This is a genomic window from Arthrobacter sp. UYNi723 (assembly GCF_054057635.1).
In genome coordinates this window covers 1-18,928 of sequence record NZ_JBSRZM010000007.1, presented here as the reverse complement: position 1 = coordinate 18,928, position 18,928 = coordinate 1, and the positions used below count along the sequence as shown (strand labels likewise).

The window sequence follows — 18,928 nt, the reverse complement described above, 5'->3', positions numbered from 1 at the left end:
TGCGTACTCTGAATCTCGAAGGCCGGTGTGGCCCACGCCACACCGGCCCAATCGCAACTCTCACGTTCCACAGATTCAGGAGCCAACAATGAAGTTAGGTCCCAAGGCGGCAGCTGCCGCTATTATCATCAGCTCAGCACTGGCGCTGACCGCCTGCGGCGGCGGCGCTCCCGCCGGCGCCGGCGCAACGGCCAAAACAGCGACGCTGTCACTGGGTGCAGTTCAGGAACTCCGCTCCTGGGACCCGGCACAGGCCCACGTCGGTCACTATCTCCAGCCTTACCAGGCAGCGTACGACTCCCTGATCCTGCGGGAACCGGACGGCAAGCTCAGCCCCATGCTGGCCACCGCGTGGAAGTACAACGAGACCAACACCAAGCTCACGGTTGACCTCCGCACGGACGTGACCTTCAGCGACGGCGCAAAGTTCGACGCTGAGGCCGCCAAGGCCAACATGGACCACTTCAAGAAGGCCAACGGGCCGCAGATGGCCCAGCTGACCGCCGTCTCCGACGTCAAGGTTGTTGACGCCGACACCATCGAACTGAACCTGACCGCCCCGGATCCGTCCCTGGAGTTCTACCTCAGCCAGGCCGCCGGCCTGATGGGCAGCCCCAAGGCGCTGGGCACCGACGCCATCAAGACCGAGCCCGTAGGCAGCGGCCCGTATGTTATGGACAAGGCCGCCACAGTGAAGGACTCGCAGTCGGTGTTCACCGCCCGCAAGGACTACTGGAACAAGGACCTCCAGAAGTTCGAGAAGGTCACCTTCAAGATCCTGATTGACCTGACCGCCCGCACCAACGCCCTCGTTTCGGGCCAGGTGGACGCCACGCTGCTGGACCCCAAGACCGGCAAGCAGGCTGAAGGCGCCAAGATGAACCTGGTCGCCACCGAGGTGGACTGGCAGGGTCTCCTGCTGATGGACCGCGACGGTACCAAGAACCCCGCGCTGGGGAACGTCAAGGTCCGCCAGGCGATCAACTACGCCTTTGACCGCAAGACCATCCTGGACCAGGTCCTGATGGGCCAGGGCACCCCCACGTCGCAGCCGTTCGGCAAGGCCAGCGGTGCATGGACCGAAGAGCTGGAGAACTACTACAGCTACGATCCGGCCAAGGCCAAGGCCCTCCTGAAGGAAGCCGGCTACGAGACCGGCGTCGTCCTCGACATCCCGTCGGTTCCGGGCTGGGAAACCCAGCTCGCAGTGATCAAGCAGCAGCTGGCGGACGTTGGAATCACCGTGAACATTGGTGCCGCCATCACCAACACGTTCACCAGCGATGTCGCCGCCCAGAAGTTCACCACCATGTTCTTCTCCCTCTTCCAGGGTGAGCCGTGGGTTGCCACCAACCAGATCATCTCCACGAAGGCCCTCTACAACCCGTTCAAGAACACCACTCCCGAGCTGCAGGCCAAGATCGATGCAGTCGAGAAGGGCGGCAAGGACGCTGGCAAGCTGGCCCAGGAAGTCAACAAGTACGTTGTGGAGCAGGCCTGGTTCGCCCCGATGTTCCGCGTGAACCAGATGTACTACCACAACTCCAAGATCACCGTGGAACCGCAGGTCCAGCAGGCCGTTCCATCGATCTACAACTACTCGCCGGCCAAGTAATACCGGGTACGTAGCCACACAATAACCCTGCGCAGGTCCGGCAGCCCATCACCAACGATGGGCTGCCGGACCGGGCAACCAATCCATGCCAGTTCAATGGAGCCAGCAATGATCACTTTCATCCTTAAACGCCTCGGCAGCGGACTCGTAGTCCTGTTCGCCGTCTCGATCCTCGTTTTTTCCCTGCTCTACGTATCGAGCGGCAGCATTGCGCGGAACATCCTGGGTGACCAGGCCACGCCGGATCAGCTGGCCGTGAAGGAAGCGGAGTTGGGGCTCGACCAGCCCATCATCACGCGCTACTTCAGCTGGCTCACGGGCGCCCTGCAGGGGGACCTGGGCACATCCTGGTTCACCTCTGAACCCGTCTCCAACGCCCTCGCCACGCGCATTCCGGTGACCATGACCATGGTGATTGCAGCCATGCTCCTGATCTCCATCATCGCCACCCTCATTGGCGTCGCCGCAGCAGTAAAGCGCGGCTGGGTGGACCGCGTCGTCCAGATCGGTGCAATCATCGGCGATTCTGTCCCCGGCTTTGTCATCGGCATCATCCTGGTGACCATCCTTGCTATCCAGATGGGCGTGTTCCCCGCCACGAGTACCATTTCGCCCGGTGTCGGCGCGGATGCCTGGGTGCTTTCCTTGACCCTTCCGGTGATCGCCCTGCTGATCAACGGCGTCACCGGCGGTGCGCAGCAGATCCGCAGCGCCGTCATCAAGCAGCTCGAACGCGATTACGTCCGCACCCTGCGCAGCCGCGGCATCGGTGAGCGCGAGGTCCTGTTCAAGCACGTCCTGCGCAGCGCAGCTCCGGCTGGACTGACCGTGCTCAGCCTCCAGTTGATCGGCATGCTGGGCGGCGTGGTCATCATCGAGCAGATCTTTGCCCTTCCCGGCATGGGGCCGCTGGCCGTAGCCGCCACCAGCCAGAGTGACCAGCCGGTGGTCATGGGCGTTGTTATGTACACTGTCGCCGTCGTCATTGTGGTCAACCTCATCGTTGACCTGCTCAACGGCTGGCTTAACCCGAAGGTGCGTACCTCGTGACCGAGTCCGTCGAAACCTCAGCACTGACGCCCGCACCTGGGACGTCGGGCCAGACCGGGACCGTCGTCCGGTCAACAGTCCTCAAGCGCCTGTTCAAGAATCCTCTCGGCATCATCGCCATCGTCATTCTGCTGGCAATGGCAGTGATGGCCGTCTTCGCCGATGTCCTGGCCCCGTTCGACGAGAACTTCGCCAACATCTCCAAGACCCTCGCCGCGCCGGACGCTGTCAACATCCTGGGCACGGACAGCTCAGGACGCGACGTCTGGAGCCGGCTGCTCTTCGGGGCACAGCTGACCCTCAGCTCCGCGCTCCTTTGCGCCGCCGTCGCCATTGCCATCGGCCTCCCGGCCGGCCTCGTGGCCGGCTACTACGCAGGCAAGTTTGAAGCGGTCTCCAACTGGATTGTCAGCATCCTGATGAGCCTCCCCGGCCTGATTGTCCTGCTGACCATCCGGGCCGCTTTCGGTCCTTCAGTATGGATTGCCATGATCGCGTTCGGTGTGCTGATCAGCCCTTCCTACTTCCGCCTGACACGATCAGCGGTGCAGTCGGTCCGTAATGAGCTTTACGTCGATGCCGCCCGCGTCTCCGGCCTGTCAGACCTCAGTATCATCACCCGCCACATCTTCTCCGTGGTCCGCGCGCCCATCATCATCCAGACGGCCGCGATCGCCGGCGTGGCCATCGCCATCCAGTCCGGGCTCGAGTTCCTGGGCCTGGGCGATCCCGCCAAGGCCACCTGGGGTGTGATGCTGAGCGAGGGCTTCAAGAACGTCTACCTCACGCCGACACTGCTCTTCTGGCCCGCGCTTGCCATGGCGCTGACCATCGGCGCCCTGGTCCTCTTGGGCAACGCCATCCGCGATGCCCTGGAAGACGGCGAGAAGATCAAGCACCGCAGGCAGAAAGCCCATCAAGCCGAAGATGCTGCCGCCGCCAGCGCCGCCAAGACAGCACGCAAGACCATTGCGGCCGTCGAGGCCGGAACCGAGCACCACCTCGTCAAAGTAACCAACCTCGGCGTCGGCTACCCACAGGCTGACGGCACCATCAAGAAGGTAGTGGACGACGTCTCCTTCCACGTTGACCGCGGCGAAATCCTCGGTATCGTGGGCGAATCCGGGTCGGGTAAGTCCCAGACGGCCTTCTCCATCCTGGGCCTGCTGCCGGACACCGCACGAATCGTGGGCGGCGCCATCCAGTTCGATGGCAACTACACGGTCGCCCCAGGTGAGGACAAGGTCAATCAGGACCGCCTCTCCAAGCTGCGCGGCAAGCGGATTTCCTACATCCCGCAGGAACCCATGAGCAACCTGGACCCGGCCTTCACTATCGGCTACCAGCTGGTCACGCCCATGATGCGTGTCCTGGGAATCTCAAAGGCAGAAGCCACCAAGCGGGCCATGAAGCTCCTCTCCGACGTCGGCATTGTCAGCCCGGAGCGCACCTTCAAGGCCTACCCTCACGAGGTATCCGGCGGCATGGCCCAACGTGTGCTCATCGCCGGCGCCATCAGCTGCGAACCGGACCTCATCATTGCCGATGAGCCCACCACGGCACTGGACGTCACGGTACAGGCCGATGTGCTGGACCTCATCCGCGACCTCCAGCGCCGGCTCGGCGTCGGCGTCATCCTGGTGACCCACAACTTCGGCGTTGTGGCTGACCTCTGCGACCGAGTTGTGGTCATGCAGAACGGCCGGCTGGTGGAGGAGGGCCCCGTGCGGGAGATCCTGCGCGAACCGAAGGAACGCTATACCCAGACCCTGTTGGCTTCGATGCTGGAAGGCAAGGAACCGATGACCATGCTGGTTTCAGCTGCTTCGTCTTCAACCGCGTCATCAAGTGCTAAGGAGAATGTCCTGTGACGGAAACTGCAGCCTCAAGCGCCGCGGTATCAGCCCCGGCACGCGAAGAACTCCTTCGCGTCGAGAACCTGGTGGTGGACTACGCAGGCAAGGGTTTCCGCGCCAAGAAATTCCGCGCCCTGACCGACATCAATATCAGCATCGGCCAGGGTGAGACCCTGGGCCTGGTGGGCGAATCAGGGTCGGGTAAGACCACCCTGGGCCGGTCTGTACTGGGTCTCGCGCCGGTGAGCGGCGGCAAGATCACCTTCGAAGGCCAGGACATCAGCCACGCCACCCGGAAGCAGCGCCGCATCCTCAGCCGCGACATGCAGGTGGTCTTCCAGGATCCCTACACGTCACTGAACCCCGCCCTGGAAATCGGCGACATTCTGGCCGAACCCCTGGGCGTGCAGGGCATGGAGCAGGCAGCAGCAAAGAAACGCGTGAAGGAGCTCCTGGACCAGGTTGGCCTCCCGTCGGACGCCATCCACCGGCTTCCGCGCGAGTTCAGCGGCGGCCAGCGCCAGCGCGTGGCGATTGCCCGCGCCCTGGCACTGTCTCCCAAGCTCATCGTCTGTGATGAGCCGGTCAGCGCACTGGACCTGTCCACCCAGGCCCGCGTCCTGGATCTCTTCCTGCAGATCCAGAAGGACACAGGCGTCTCCTACCTGTTTGTCTCCCACGACCTTGACGTGGTCCGCCACATCAGCCACCGTGTAGCCGTGATGTACCGTGGAGAAATCGTGGAGCAGGGGCCCGCAGAGATCGTCACGCGCAACCCCGAGCACCCCTACACGCAGCGGTTGCTGCTCGCTTCCCCGGTGCCGGATCCGGACCGCCAGGAGAAGCGCCGTGCCGACCGTCACCGGCTGCTCGAAGAACAGGGCCAGCAGAACGAGCAGACCGCTGTCCTTGCCTAGGGCTCGTGCCCGAACTAACTCAACAGCAACAACAATGGAGGAATAACGTGGCCAAAATTGGCGTACAGGCAATGATGCTGAAGGACAGCTTCACCGAAATCGGGGCGTTCGAAACGCTCCGCAAGGTCAGCGGCATCGGCTACAACGCCGTCGAGATCTCGCAGATCCCGATGACGCCGGAAAACGTCGCTGAACTGGATCGGTCCCGCAGCGAGCTGGGCATGGACATCGCAGCCCTTTCCGTGGCCATGGAGACCCCCAAGGGCCGGCCCGGCGATTCCCTGGCGGAGCACTTTGACAAGATCGTGGATGACGCAAAGAGCCTGGACTCGAAATTGCTGCGGATCGGTATGCTGCCGTTCGAGGCGATGACGTCCATCGGCGCGGTGATTGAATTCGCCAAGCAGGCCAATGAGTATGCCGAGCGCCTGCGGGAGCAGGGCCTGGGGCTGTACTACCACAACCACCACATCGAGTTCGCGAAGTTCGACGGCAAATACATGCTGGACATCATTGCGGAGAACTCCCCGGCCATGGGCATGGAAATCGACGTGCACTGGGTCCAGCGCGGCGGCCTGGACCCGGTCCGCACCCTGGAAAAGTACGCCGGCCGCACGGCCATGGTCCACCTGAAGGACTACCGGATAGGCCAAATGCCGGAGTCGGCCATGGGTCTGCTGGATTCCGGCGACTTTATGGGCTTCATGGCCGAGTTCAAGAATGTTGTCCAGTTCGCCGAAGTGGGCGAAGGCAACCTGGACTTTGCCTCCATCATTCCGGCCGCGCAGGCTGCCGGCGCGCAGTACCTGCTGGTGGAGCAGGACGAACTCTATGGCCGCACGGTCTGGGAAGCGCTGCAGACCTCCTACGACAACCTGGTTGCCCTGGGGCAGTCCGAGCTCTTCTAAGCGGACCGCTTCTGGTTTCGACAAGCTCAACCAACGAGAAGGACAAATAACTGTGAGCAAGAAAGTACGCCTCGGCATCATCGGCCTGGGCCAGCAGGGCGGCGCTTACGCCAAGTTCATCACGGACGGCATGGTCCCCAACATGGTGATCGGCGCCATCTGCGACACCGATCCGGCCAAGAAGGAACTCGCCTCGGCCACGTACCCGGACGCTCCCTTTTATGACGACTACATCGCCATGCTGGAAAGCGGCGACGTTGACGCCGTCGTGACCTGCGTGCCGCACTTCCTGCACCCCGAAATGGGCATCGAGACCCTCAAGCGCAACATCCACGCGCTGCTGGAGAAGCCGGCTGGCGTCTACACCAAGCAGGTCAAGGAACTGAACGAGTTCGCTGCCTCCAAGCCCGAGCTCTCCTTCGGCATCATGTTCAACCAGCGCAACAACCCGCTGTACAAGAAGCTCAAAGAGATTGTGGAAAACGGCGAGATCGGCAAGATCCGCCGCAGCAACTGGATTATCACCAACTGGTGGCGTCCGCAGGGCTACTACAACTCCAGCGAATGGCGCGCGACGTGGGGCGGCGAAGGCGGCGGCGTCCTGGTCAACCAGGCACCGCACCAGCTGGACCTGTGGCAGTGGATCTGCGGCGTGCCGAAGTCCGTCTACTCCAAGGTTTCCTTCGGCTTCCGCCGTGACATCGCCGTCGAAGATGAAGTGACTGCGGTGGTTGATTACGGAGACGGCGTTACCGGCGTGTTTGTCACGGCCACGCACGATCTGACCGGGACCGACCGCTTCGAGATCCTGGGCGACCAGGGCAAGATCGTCGTCGAGGGCAGCAAGACCGCCACGGTGACGCGCCTGCACAAGCCCGAGCGCGAACTCAGCGACGGCATGGGCATGGACGATGTCCGCAAGCTCTTTATGGGCGAGTTGAACCCGGAGGAGTACTACACCACCGAGGTCATCGAGTTCGAGTCCGTCTGGGGTGCGCAGCACGCCGGTGTCCTGGAGAACTTCGCCGCCAACATCCTGGACGGCACGCCGCTGCTGGCTCCGGGCTCGGACGGCATAAACGGTGTCCGCCTGGCCAACGCCATCCACCTCTCCGCCTGGACCGGCAAGGAAGTTGGACTGGACTTCGACGAGAACGAGTTCCTCGCCGAGCTCAACAAGCGCATCGCCGAAGAGGGCAAGTTCCCCCAGCGCGCGTAACCTCCTGAGGGAGTACCGGTGCTGAGTAGCAGCTGTGGCCGTTTTGGACCATCAAAACGGCCACAGCTGCGACCTGCTTAAGTGGTTTCATCGTTAGGATGGGGCGGTGACTGAACCCCAAACGCCGGACACCGCCCCATCAACGGGTTCGGTCAAAAAGCATGGCCGCGACGGCAAGTCCAATGCGACCATCTACGACATCGCCAAGTTGGCCGGCGTTAACGCGTCCACCGTTTCCCGCGCGCTCAGTAAGCCGGGCAGGGTCAGTCCCAAAACACAAAAGCTCATCGAGGATGCGGCCGCCCAGCTGAACTACCAGGTCAATCCGTTCGCGCGCGCCCTTCCCACGGGCAAGACCAACACGTTCGGCCTCATCGTCGCGGACATCACCAACCCCACCTTCTTTGACATCATCCGCGGCGCCGAGACCACCGCCACCAGCCGGGACTACACCCTGGTGCTCGCCGAGTCGGCGGAGTCCCCGGCAACCGAACTGACTGCCGCCCGTCGGCTGATGGCCACCGTGGACGGCCTTATTCTCGCGAGCCCGCGCATGGACGATGACAACATCCGCGCCCTGGCACAGGACAAACCCGTGGTGGTCATCAACCGCGAAGTCGAGGGCGTGCCGTGCGTGGTCCCGGACGTCAACAAGGGGATCAGCGAGGCGGTCCGGAGCATGGCCGCCAACGGACACCAGCGGATCGCCTACGTAGCGGGGCCGCCGCAGTCCTGGATGTCCGAACGCCGTTGGGAGGGTGTGCAGGCAGCTTGCGAATGGTCCCGGCTCGAAGCGGTGCGGCTTGAGTCCAGCAAACCAACGGTCGACGGCGGCCGGCAGACTGCGCGCGATGTCCGCGCCAGCGGTGCCACCGCGGTCATGACGTACAACGACTTGCTGGCCATCGGGCTCATGCAGGAGCTCCAGGCCGCCGGCATGGTGGTGCCCGACGACATCAGCATCATCGGCTTTGACGACATCTTCGGCGCGGATTTCACGACGCCGCCGCTCACCACGGTGCGTTCGCCGCTGGGGGAATGCGGCGAGGCTGCCGCGACGCGCCTGTTGGACTTCCTCCACGGGAGCGGGGAGCAGGCCGGCACTTTGAGCGTGGAGACTGAGCTGGTGCTGCGGGGTTCCAGTGGGAGGATCCTGCCCGCGAAGTGAGTCCTGGACGGGCCGATTCCAGCATTTGGCAATTCATGGCAACCGGTTGACAAAACGAGGCGCCAGGCAGATTATTGATCTATGTCACAGTCGATTGCTGCCAACCCAGACAGGCTCCTGCCCGCCGACCCCGGAACGCGCAGCATTGCGCGGGACCTCCTTGCGCGCGTACAGGACCTCCCCATTATCTCCCCGCATGGCCACGTTGACGCCGCCGTCATCGAGCACAACACGCCGTTCCCGGACCCGGCAGCGCTGCTCGTCAGCCCGGACCACTACGTCACCCGCCTGATCCACGCCAACGGCGCCCCCTTGGACAAGCTGCGCGCCGGCGGTCCCACCACGCCCGGGTCACGCGAAATCTGGCGCACGTTCGTGGATGCCTGGCCCCTCTTCGAGGGCACGGCCTCCGGATACTGGCTGCGCAATCAGTTCGACAGTGTCTTCAACCTGGACGCAGACCTGGGCGAGATGTCCGCTGACGCCAGCTATGACGCCATCGCCGCCAAACTCGTGGAGCCGGGCTTCCGTCCCCGCCAGCTTTTCAAGGACTTCAACATCGAGGTCCTGGCCACCACGGACGATCCCCTGGACAACCTCGCAAGCCACAAGGCCATCGCCGAGGACTCCACGTTCAACGGCCGCGTCCTGCCGACCTTCCGTCCCGATGCATACCTGAACATTGCGCACCCCACCTGGAGTGCCAACGTTGACCGCCTGATCGATTCCGCCGCTGACGGCGCAACCGGCTACGCGGGCTACATCACCGCCCTGGAGAACCGCCGCCGCTACTTCGTGGAGCACGGCGCAGTCTCGGCAGACCACGGTGTGGCCACCCCGGCAACGCTCAAGCTGGACCAGGCCGAAGCCGAGCGGATCTTCGAACTCGCCCGCGCCGGCAAGGCCACGGCCGAGGACCGCAACACCTTCGAAGCCCACATGATGTACCAGATGGGCCGGATGTCGGTGGAGGACGGGCTGGTCATGACCATCCACCCGGGCTCCTTCCGCAACCACCACACGCCCACGTTCGAGGCCTTCGGCGCCGACACCGGCCACGACATCCCGTTCGCCACCAACTACACCGAGGCCATCCGGCCCCTGCTGCAGGACTTCGGCACCGCCAAGGACTTCCACTTGGTGCTGTTCACCCTGGACGAGACCGTGTTTTCCCGCGAGCTCGCGCCGCTGGCCGGCTTCTATCCGTCCGTGTATCTGGGCGCACCGTGGTGGTTCCTGGACGCCCCGGATGCCATGCTCCGGTTCCGCTCCGCCGTGACCGAAACGGCCGGCTTCTCGCGTTCTTCCGGTTTCATCGATGACACCAGAGCCTTCTGCTCCATCCCCGCCCGCCACGATGCGTCCCGCCGGATCGAAGCCTCCTTCCTGGCCCGACTGGTGGCCGAGCACCGTGTCAGTGAAGACCGCGCCCACGAAATCATCGTGGACACCGTCGATTCCTCCCCGCGAAGGGTTTTCAAGCTGTGAGCATCGAAGAGACAGACACCACGGGCAAGGCTGCTGCCGCATCGCTGCCGCACCTGAACCGGAGCACGCACGCCGCCGCCAAGCCACCCGTGCGCATCGTCCACCTCGGACTTGGTGCCTTCCACCGCTCGCACCAGGCCTGGTACACCAGCCAGGCCAGCGACGCCGCGGACTGGGGCATTGCGGCTTTCACCGGCCGGCGCCCGGACGCTGCCCTGGCACTTGCCGAGCAGGACGGCCTCTTCACGCTCGTGGAGCGCGCTGACAGCGGCGACTCGTTCGCCGTCGTCGGCAGCATCGTGGAAGCGGTGGACGGCGCGGACGTGGAGCGGCTCGCAGAGCTCGTTTCGGCACCGGCCACCGCCATAGTCACCTTGACAGTCACCGAAGCGGCGTACCGGCTCGGTGCCGACGGACAGCTGGACACGACGGCGTCCGACGTCGCCGGCGACCTTGCGCTGCTGGCTTCCGGCAGCGGAAACCCGTCGACGCCGCTGGGCCGGCTGGTCTTCGCCCTCGCCGCGCGCCGGGCTGCCGGAGCCGGACCGCTCGCTGTCGTCTGCTGCGACAACCTCGCCAACAACGGCACGGTAGCCCGCAACGCCGTGGCGGGCCTGGCACAGGCCTGGGACGCGGAGCTCGCTGCCTGGGTCGAGGAAAACGTCAGTTTTGTCAGCACCTCCGTGGACCGCATCACGCCGCGCACCACGGAAGCGGACATCGCCGCCGTCGAGGCCGCCTGCGGCTACCGGGATAACTCGCCCGTAGTGGCTGAGCCCTTCACCAACTGGGTGCTCAGCGGAGATTTCCCCGCTGGCCGTCCGCGCTGGGAAGATGCCGGCGCGGTCTTCGTTGACCACATCGAGCCCTACGAGAACCGCAAGCTGTGGCTCCTGAACGGCGCTCATTCCCTGCTGGCCTACGCCGGCCAGCTCCGCGGACACACCACGGTGGCGCAGGCCCTCGCGGACCCGCAGTGCCTGACCGCCGTCGAAAGCTTCTGGGACGAAGCCGAGGCGAACCTGTCCGGCGCCGCGGCCGGTGGCGCGGACCTGCAGATCCCGGCGTACCGCGCTGCCCTGCTGGCCCGCTTCAGCAATGCGCGCATTGCCCACCACCTGGCCCAGATCGCCATGGACGGCAGCACCAAGCTGCGCATGCGGGCCGTGCCTGTCCTCTTGGCCGAACGGGCCCAGGGCAAGTCCGGTGCCGCTGCAGCGCTGATGATCGCGGCCTGGATTGACTTCAGCGCAGCGGCCGAGACGTTCCACGATCCGCTGGCAACCGAGGTGGCCGCGGCCAACCAGCTGGAAGGCACGGAGCGTTTGCGGGCGGTCCTGGCGCTGGTGGATCCTGCCGTCGCAGCGGATGACGCCGTAGTGGAGCTGGTTTCCGGCCTGCTCGGAACATTCCCGGCGGACGCCTAAGCATCACGCCCCAGCGGCTCTTCTGTTTCATCAAGAACAGCACTGCCCGGTCCAGGCTCCTGGACCGGGCAGTGCTGTTTCGATGACGGGCAGTTTTGTGAAGCTTCAACAGAAATCTATGGCAACCGCTTGCCATTTTATTGCCAAATGACTAGGATTACAGACAACGAGAAACACACGGCGGTACGCCCGCCGGATGCGGATCCTGCCGCCTCCAGCATCGCCACAGATTCACCGCTTCATAGCATTTCAATAATTTTCGCTGGCCAACACGGCGGCAAGGGTAAAGGAGCCCAATTCATGAAAAAGCTAAACAAGCTCAGCATCATCGGCTATGGCGCCGGCGATGCAGCTAACAACCTCGCATTCACCACCGCAACCATGTTCCTGTTGGTGTACTACACGGATGTTGCCGGCATCTCCGCAGCGGCTGCCGGAACCCTGCTGCTCGTGGTCAGGCTCTTTGACGCCTTCGCTGACGTCTTCGCCGGCCGGATCGTTGACCGGACCTACAGCAAGCGCTTCGGCAAGTTCCGTCCCTTCATCATGTTCGGCTCCATCCCGCTGCTCCTCCTGAGCGTGGCAACCTTCTCCGTTCCGCAGCTGGGCGAATCCGGCACACTGCTGTATGCCTACGTCACCTATGCGGCCCTCGGCCTTGCCTACAGCCTCGTGAACATTCCGTACGGCTCGCTGGCCGGCGCCATGACGCAGGATCCGGGGGAGCGCGCCAAGCTGGGTTCGGCCCGCATGGTGGGCGCCCTGCTGGTGGGCTCGTCACTGGGCATCTTCGTTGCGCCGCTGATCAAGCCCGGTGCCGATCTCCAGCCGATGTTCACCACCATCACCCTTGTGTTTGTGGTCATCGGGGCGGCGCTGTACTTCTTCACCGCATTGACCGCCAAGGAACGCGTGCACCGCGCCGTCCCCAAGGTGACGTTCAAGCAGAGCGTGGACACAGTCAAAGGCAACAAGCCCCTCCTGATGCTGTGCCTGAGCTCCTTCTTCTTCCTCTCCGGCTACCTCGCCCTGACCTCCGTGCAGCTGTACTACCTGCGCGACGTCCTGGGCCGCCTGGACCTGTACCCCGTACTGTCCATCATCCAGCTGGCGCTTACCTTCTTCCTGGCCGCCTTTATGCCCAAACTTGTCCGTAACGTCGGCAAGAAGAGCGTCTACATCTACTCTTCGCTGGTCACTGTCCTCGGCGGTGCGATCATCTTCTTCGCCCCGGCCGGCCAGGTCTGGATGGGCTTTACCGGCCTCGTGGTCAGCCTCGTGGGTGTCCTGGCCGTCAACATCGTGGTGTGGGCCCTGGAAGCCGACACGGTGGAGTACGGCGAATGGCGGACCGGTGTCCGCACCGAGGGCATCACGTACGCGCTGTTCTCCTTCACCCGCAAGTCCGGCCAGGCTGTGGGCGGTGCCCTGGCGGCATACGCCCTGGCACTGGGCGGCTACAAGTCCGGAGCGGCGCAGACCGCGGACGCCCTGTTCGGCATCCAGATTGCGGCGGGCGCGATCCCTTCCGTGCTGACTATCCTTGCCGTATTAGTAATGTCCAAGTACACGCTGACCGACGCCAAGCACGCGGAGATCCTCAAGGAGATCCAGGAACGCCGGACCAAAACTGTGGGCGCCGGCGAAGCCGCTGACGCCAGCACCACCACCGATGCCAGCACAACCGCTGACGCCGGCACGCCGGTTGGCGCCGGCGCTGCCGGCCACTAACTCCCAGCACCACAAACTGACCAGAAGTCCCCGAAAGGATCTGCCGTGAAAATCATTGCCGCTGAAGTCTTCGTGACAAGCCCGTCACGTAACTTCGTGACCCTGCGCATCACTACGGACGACGGGGTCACCGGCATCGGTGACGCCACGCTGAACGGCCGCGAACTGGCTGTTGCCGCCTACCTCAAAGAGCACGTGGCCCAGCTGCTGATCGGCAAGGATCCGCACAAGATCGAGGACACCTGGCAGTTCCTGTACCGCAGCTCGTACTGGCGCCGCGGCCCGGTCACCATGGCCGCAATCGCCGCCGTGGACATGGCCCTGTGGGACATCAAGGGCAAGATGGCGAACATGCCGGTCTACCAGCTCCTGGGCGGCGCTTCACGCAACGGCCTGCGCGCTTACGGCCACGCTTCCGGCGCTGACCTCGAGTCGCTGTTCGATTCAGTCCGTGAGCACCTGGACCTGGGTTACAAGTCCATCCGCATCCAGACCGCTGTCCCCGGCATCAAGGCCGTCTACGGTGTGGCCGCGCAGGCCCAGGCCTCGGGCGAACGCTACGACTACGAGCCCGCCGGCCGCGGCGCGTTCCCGCAGGAAGAGGACTGGGACACCCGCGCATACCTGCGCCACCTGCCCACCGTCTTTGAAGCCGTGCGCAACGAGTTCGGCCCGGAAATCCCGCTGCTGCACGACGGCCACCACCGCATGACGCCCATTCAGGCCGCGAAGCTCGGCAAAGCCCTGGAACCGTACGACCTGTTCTGGCTCGAGGACTGCACCCCGGCCGAAAACCAGGAGGGCCTGCGCCTGGTCCGCCAGCACACCACCACCCCCCTGGCCATCGGTGAAATCTTCAACACCGTGTGGGACTACCAGACGCTCATCAAGGAACAGCTGATCGACTACGTCCGCGCAGCCTCCACCCACTTCGGCGGCATCTCCCCGCTGAAGAAGGTCATGGACTTCGCCGCCCAGTACCAGATCAAGTCCGGCTTCCACGGCCCCACGGACATCTCCCCGGTGGGCTTCGCCGCCCAGTTGCACGTTGGCCTGGCCATCCACAACTACGGCATCCAAGAATACATGCAGCACTCGGACAAGACCAACGAGGTCTTCGAACAGTCCATGACCTTCAAGGACGGCTACCTGCACCCGGGCGACAAGCCCGGCATCGGCGTCGAATTCAACGAGGAAGCCGCAGCGGCGTACCCGTACCAGCAGGCCTACCTGCCGTACAACCGCCTGGTGGACGGAACGGTGCACGACTGGTGACCGCCACCATTTCCCACTCCACGACGGGAGCCGCCGGTCCCCGCGTCATCGTTATGGGCGTCTCCGGCTGCGGAAAGACCACCATCGGTGACCTGGTGGCCCGCGAACTGGGCGTGCCGTTCCTCGACGGCGATTCCCTCCACCCGGTGGAGAACGTCGCCAAAATGGCAGCAGGCACTCCGCTGACCGACGAGGACCGCTGGCCGTGGCTCGCCACGGTGGGCTCTGAATTGGCAGCGGCCAAGGGCGGCCTGGTTCTGGCCTGCTCGGCTCTTCGCCGCAGTTACCGCGACGCCATCCGTGCCAAGGCGCCGGATACGGTGTTCCTGCACCTGCATGGCAGCAAGGAAGTCCTGGGTTCGCGGCTGGAAGGCCGCTCCGGGCACTTCATGCCGGCAGCGCTGCTGGAATCCCAGCTGGCCACCCTCGAAGCGCTCGAAGCCGATGAGGCAGGCATTGTGGTGGACATCGCCGGTCCCGTGGACCAGGTTGTGGCCGACGCGCTGGCGGGCATCGCAGCTGCGGTGACTGCCGCCGTCGGAAATTCCGCCGACGAAAGTGCCGCTGGTGCCACCGGCACCCCAGAGCGCCAGTTCGACGTCGACCTCCAGGCCGCGCCGTTCAACCTCGACGACGCAGCGGTCACCTGGGTGAACACCACCCTGGAATCGATGACGCTTGAGGAAAAGATCGGGCAGCTGTTCATCAACCACAACAACGATTACTCCCCGGAGTACCTCGATGGTGTGCTGGAGAACTTCCACGTGGGCGGCATGCGGTACCGGCCGGGCCCGTCCGCTGCCGTGCAGGAACACATCCGGCACGCGCAGTCGAAGTCCAAGGTGCCGCTGCTGGTGGCGTCCAACCCGGAAATGGGTGGCGCCGGAAGCTGCGACGACGGCACGTTTGTGTCCACGCACCTGCAGGCAGGTTCGCACCCGGACAAGTCCATCGCACGCCAGATGGGGCAGGTTGCCGGAGTCGAAACCGCGGCCCTCGGCTGCAACTGGGCCTTCGCCCCGATCGTGGACATCCACTACAACTGGCGGAACACGGTCATCTCCACACGGGCCTTCGGCAACACGCCGGAGATCGTGGTGGAACGGGCCAAGGAGTACTTCGACGGGATCAGTGAATCACCCACTGCCTGTGCCATGAAGCACTTCCCGGGCGACGGCATGGACGAGCGGGACCAGCACGTGGTCACGTCCTACAACACTCTCGGCTACGACGAGTGGAACAAGACATACGGCCACGTGTACCGCGAAATGATCGGGCACGGCGTGCAGTCCATCATGATCGGGCACATCGGCGCGCCGGAGCTTTCCCGGCACTTCCGCCCGGGCATCGCGGACAAGGATATCCGTCCCGCGACCCTGGCCCCGGAACTGCTCCAGGACCTGCTGCGCGGCGAACTCTGCTTCAACGGGCTCATCCTCACGGACGCCTCGCAGATGATCGGGCTCACCCAGGCCATGAAGCGCAAGGACCTGGTTCCCGCGACCATAGCCGCCGGTTGCGACATGTTCCTGTTCTTCCGCAACGCCGACGAAGACTTCCAGTACATGCTGGACGGCTACAAGTCCGGCGTCATCACGGAGCGGCGCCTGCACGACGCCCTGCGCCGCATCCTGGCCCTCAAGGCCTCGCTGGGGCTCCACCTCAAGGACCGCAACGAACTGGTTCCTCCGGTGGAGGCACTCGCTGTGATCGGCAGCGACGCCCACCGCGCCATCGCTGCGGAGATCGCGGACAAGACCGTCACCCTGGTCAAGGACACGGCGCATAACCTGCCCATCCGGCCGGAAACGCACAAGCGGATCCGCCTGTACGGCATCTCCGGCGGCTCGGACTTCACCCGGGCGGACCCGCTGGCGTACCTGGAGACGGTCAAGGACGAGTTGGAAAAGGCCGGCTTCGAGGTGCACCTGTTCAAAACCGCCGCTCAGCGCGAAGCTGCGGGGGAGACGGGCATCAACTTCATGTCCATCATCTCCGAGGAAGCCACCGGCGACTACGCGGACAAGTACGACGCGGCGTTTGTCGTCGCGAACGTCAAGGGCTTCGCCCAGGAAGCGGCGATCCGGATCAAGTGGTCCACCCCGATGGCCGCGGAAATCCCGTGGTACGTCACCGAGGTTCCCACGGTGTTTGTATCGCTGAACCAGCCCAACCACCTCATTGACGTGCCGATGGTCAAGACCGCCATCCACGCCCATGCGGGAACCGTGGAGGCTATCCGCGCAACGATCGAGAAGATCATGGGTAAGTCCGAGTTCCAGGGGACGTTTAACGAGAATGTCTTCTGCGATTCCTTCGACACCCGGCTCTAGGGTTATCGCTGCGGTTTTAGGCTGACGACTCGCAGATGGAATGGCGCTACGCGGATACGCGTAGCGCCATTCCGTTTCTGCGTCACAGGGCCATTTCCGCGTCGAGGCCTCAAGTAAACTGGAGACCATGACTGCCACCCCTGATGCTGCTTCCAGCACTGCTGCCCGTGCCCGCCTGCTGGAACTGATCAAGGAACTTGCCGTGGTCCGCGGCAAGGTGATCCTCTCCAGCGGCGCCGAGGCCGACTACTACATCGATTTGCGCCGCATCACGCTGCACCATGAGGCGTCCAAGCTGGTGGGCCAGGTAATGCTGGCACTGACGGACGACGCCGGGATCGACTTTGAGTGCGCCGGTGGCCTGACCATGGGTGCTGACCCCGTGGGAACCGCTGTTATGCACGCCGCGGTGGACGCCGGCCGCACCGTGGACGCCTTTGTGGTTCGCAAAGCCCAGAAGTCCTACGGCATGGGCCGCCAGGTTGAGGGTCCGTCGGTTGAGGGCCGCAAGGTCCTGGTGCTGGAAGATACGTCCACCACCGGCGGCTCCGCGCTCACCGCTGTTGAGGGTGTCAAAAAGGCCGGCGGCAACGTGGTGGCCGTGGCCGTCATCGTGGACCGGGACACCGGCGCCAAGGAAAAAATCGAAGCCGAGACCGGCGTGCCGTATCTGTTCGCATTCGGCAAAGACGAGCTGGGGCTCTCCTAGCTCGGCCTCCTAGCGGGTACGGCAGCCGCTCCCGCCCAGGGTTGTCGAGGGCCGGGGTTGCAGCGGCGGCTTCCGCTGTGGCTACGGTAGAGGTGTGCCGTACAGGGAGGAAGCAGATCCGCAGGAACAGCCTGGTGTCCACCAAGCCCGGCTGCTTGCCAATGCCGCCGCACTGAAGCGGTTTTCGCGCCGCGGGTTCCTGGCCGGCACGGGCGCCTCGGCCCTGTTGGCGGCGGACATGCTGGTTACCCGCCGTGTCCAGGCGGAGCGGCGGGTCAACAGGATCCTGCAGGTCGCGGACGACTTCGCCGACGCCTACTACCCGAATGCCAGCTGGTTCCTCTTCCCCGGTTACAAGACCAGCTGGGAAGAGGCTCTCTGGATCCTGAACGCGATGCGTGGTGCGCTGAACAAGCGCGGCCAGCTCGCCGCCGTCGGCTATTCCAACCAAGGGCTGGACATCGACGAGGTGGTGATCGCCGTCATCGAACACGTCCGGGCGAAAAAGCTCACCGAGCTCTTCTTCTACGGCCACAGCTTCGGCGGCATGGTGGCCACCCAGGTGGCAGCGCGGCTCCGGGAATTCCACGGCGTGGAGGTGGATTTCATCCTGCTGGACTCCAGCCCCTACAGCCGGAGCGACGTGCTGGACGAGAGCTGGTTCGACGGCGTGGTGTTCCTGTACGAGAGCGGCTTCCGGGTCCCGTCCGTGGTCCGCGGCAGCTACGAACTGGGGGAGCGCGTCATCCACAAGGACGAGCGCACCTGGCGTCAGATCCTGGACCAGACACTGGAGCAGCTGTCCCCGATCGCCCCCTCCAGTGTGCTCATCCAGTCCGAGTCGGCCTACATCTACCACTTCGACGGCAACCGGTTTGTGGACAAGCTCGGCGCCACGCGGATGGCGTACATCGGCAACCCGAAAGACCGCACAGTCCGTTACCAGACGGCCAAGGACGCGTGGTCGGCAGCGTTCCAACCCCACCTGGTCTCCATGGACCTGCAAACGGACGGTGCCCTGCCGGCGCACGCGAGCCCGGGCTGGAATCCGCTCATCTACCGGCCCATCGTGGAGCGGCTGATGGACGACTTTTTCCCGCTGCCCCGCGGCGGCTCGAAGGTGACGGTCTTCTAGATCCAATGCCGTTTACTTTGTGGTTTTTGGTGTTCGCTTGAGTGGCCAGTTGGACATTTTGCGTTTGACGGCGCGGGGAACGGTGCGTTGTCGGCGT

At 64.2% G+C, this 18,928-nt stretch carries 14 protein-coding genes; all 14 read left to right on the top strand.

The genetic code is table 11. From position 1 onward, the window contains the following. Positions 1 to 88: 88 nt before the first annotated feature. The 14 genes from ACVWY0_RS07295 to ACVWY0_RS07230 all read left to right on the top strand — a co-directional run bounded on the left by ACVWY0_RS07295 (position 89) and on the right by ACVWY0_RS07230 (position 18,831). Complete coding sequence (locus ACVWY0_RS07295) at positions 89 to 1,615, top strand: ABC transporter substrate-binding protein (RefSeq protein ID WP_485836099.1); 1,527 nt, start codon at positions 89 to 91, stop codon at positions 1,613 to 1,615. 108 nt (positions 1,616 to 1,723) lie between these two features. Then, positions 1,724 to 2,665 (top strand): ABC transporter permease, encoded by a 942-nt coding sequence (locus ACVWY0_RS07290; RefSeq protein ID WP_485836098.1) that lies wholly within the window; start codon positions 1,724 to 1,726, stop codon positions 2,663 to 2,665. After that, positions 2,662 to 4,536: a dipeptide/oligopeptide/nickel ABC transporter permease/ATP-binding protein gene (locus tag ACVWY0_RS07285; protein ID WP_485836097.1), complete on the top strand. Its 1,875-nt coding sequence runs from the start codon at positions 2,662 to 2,664 to the stop codon at positions 4,534 to 4,536. Before ACVWY0_RS07290 ends, ACVWY0_RS07285 begins: the two co-directional genes overlap by 4 nt. Then, a complete protein-coding gene (locus ACVWY0_RS07280; protein WP_485836096.1) occupies positions 4,533 to 5,438 on the top strand; it encodes an ATP-binding cassette domain-containing protein in 906 nt (301 codons plus the stop codon). Before ACVWY0_RS07285 ends, ACVWY0_RS07280 begins: the two co-directional genes overlap by 4 nt. A 47-nt stretch (positions 5,439 to 5,485) precedes the next feature. Continuing rightward, positions 5,486 to 6,346: a sugar phosphate isomerase/epimerase family protein gene (locus tag ACVWY0_RS07275; protein ID WP_485836095.1), complete on the top strand. Its 861-nt coding sequence runs from the start codon at positions 5,486 to 5,488 to the stop codon at positions 6,344 to 6,346. A 52-nt stretch (positions 6,347 to 6,398) separates the two neighbouring features. After that, positions 6,399 to 7,565, top strand: a complete 1,167-nt coding sequence (locus ACVWY0_RS07270; protein ID WP_485836094.1) for a Gfo/Idh/MocA family protein — start codon at positions 6,399 to 6,401, stop codon at positions 7,563 to 7,565. Positions 7,566 to 7,671: 106 nt separating this feature from the next. Next, entirely contained in the window at positions 7,672 to 8,733 is a 1,062-nt protein-coding gene (locus ACVWY0_RS07265) for a LacI family DNA-binding transcriptional regulator (RefSeq protein WP_485836093.1), read from the top strand. 81 nt (positions 8,734 to 8,814) lie between these two features. Then, positions 8,815 to 10,221, top strand: coding sequence for a glucuronate isomerase (gene uxaC, locus ACVWY0_RS07260; RefSeq protein ID WP_485836092.1), 1,407 nt, complete (start codon positions 8,815 to 8,817; stop codon positions 10,219 to 10,221). Next, positions 10,218 to 11,648, top strand: a complete 1,431-nt coding sequence (locus ACVWY0_RS07255; RefSeq protein ID WP_485836091.1) for a mannitol dehydrogenase family protein — start codon at positions 10,218 to 10,220, stop codon at positions 11,646 to 11,648. Before uxaC ends, ACVWY0_RS07255 begins: the two co-directional genes overlap by 4 nt. Positions 11,649 to 11,948: 300 nt before the next feature. Continuing rightward, positions 11,949 to 13,379, top strand: a complete 1,431-nt coding sequence (gene uidB / locus ACVWY0_RS07250; protein WP_485836090.1) for a glucuronide transporter — start codon at positions 11,949 to 11,951, stop codon at positions 13,377 to 13,379. 45 nt (positions 13,380 to 13,424) lie between these two features. Continuing rightward, positions 13,425 to 14,654 (top strand): D-mannonate dehydratase ManD, encoded by a 1,230-nt coding sequence (gene manD / locus ACVWY0_RS07245; RefSeq protein ID WP_485836089.1) that lies wholly within the window; start codon positions 13,425 to 13,427, stop codon positions 14,652 to 14,654. 53 nt (positions 14,655 to 14,707) lie between these two features. Next, the gene (locus ACVWY0_RS07240; RefSeq protein ID WP_485836214.1) at positions 14,708 to 16,987 is read left to right on the top strand and encodes a gluconokinase, GntK/IdnK-type; all 2,280 of its coding nucleotides are present in this window, start codon (positions 14,708 to 14,710) and stop codon (positions 16,985 to 16,987) included. A gap of 127 nt (positions 16,988 to 17,114) precedes the next feature. Beyond that, the gene (pyrE, locus tag ACVWY0_RS07235) at positions 17,115 to 17,696 is read left to right on the top strand and encodes an orotate phosphoribosyltransferase (RefSeq protein ID WP_485836088.1); all 582 of its coding nucleotides are present in this window, start codon (positions 17,115 to 17,117) and stop codon (positions 17,694 to 17,696) included. 94 nt (positions 17,697 to 17,790) lie between these two features. Further along, positions 17,791 to 18,831, top strand: a complete 1,041-nt coding sequence (locus tag ACVWY0_RS07230; protein WP_485836087.1) for an alpha/beta fold hydrolase — start codon at positions 17,791 to 17,793, stop codon at positions 18,829 to 18,831. Positions 18,832 to 18,928: the final 97 nt, after the last annotated feature.

Coding starts and splice junctions, on each gene's coding strand:
- ACVWY0_RS07240 (WP_485836214.1), top strand. CDS start 14,708: ATGGGCGTCTCCGGCTGCGGAAAGACCACCATCGGTGACCTGGTGGCC.
- ACVWY0_RS07295 (WP_485836099.1), top strand. CDS start 89: ATGAAGTTAGGTCCCAAGGCGGCAGCTGCCGCTATTATCATCAGCTCA.
- uxaC (WP_485836092.1), top strand. CDS start 8,815: ATGTCACAGTCGATTGCTGCCAACCCAGACAGGCTCCTGCCCGCCGAC.
- uidB (WP_485836090.1), top strand. CDS start 11,949: ATGAAAAAGCTAAACAAGCTCAGCATCATCGGCTATGGCGCCGGCGAT.
- pyrE (WP_485836088.1), top strand. CDS start 17,115: ATGACTGCCACCCCTGATGCTGCTTCCAGCACTGCTGCCCGTGCCCGC.
- ACVWY0_RS07290 (WP_485836098.1), top strand. CDS start 1,724: ATGATCACTTTCATCCTTAAACGCCTCGGCAGCGGACTCGTAGTCCTG.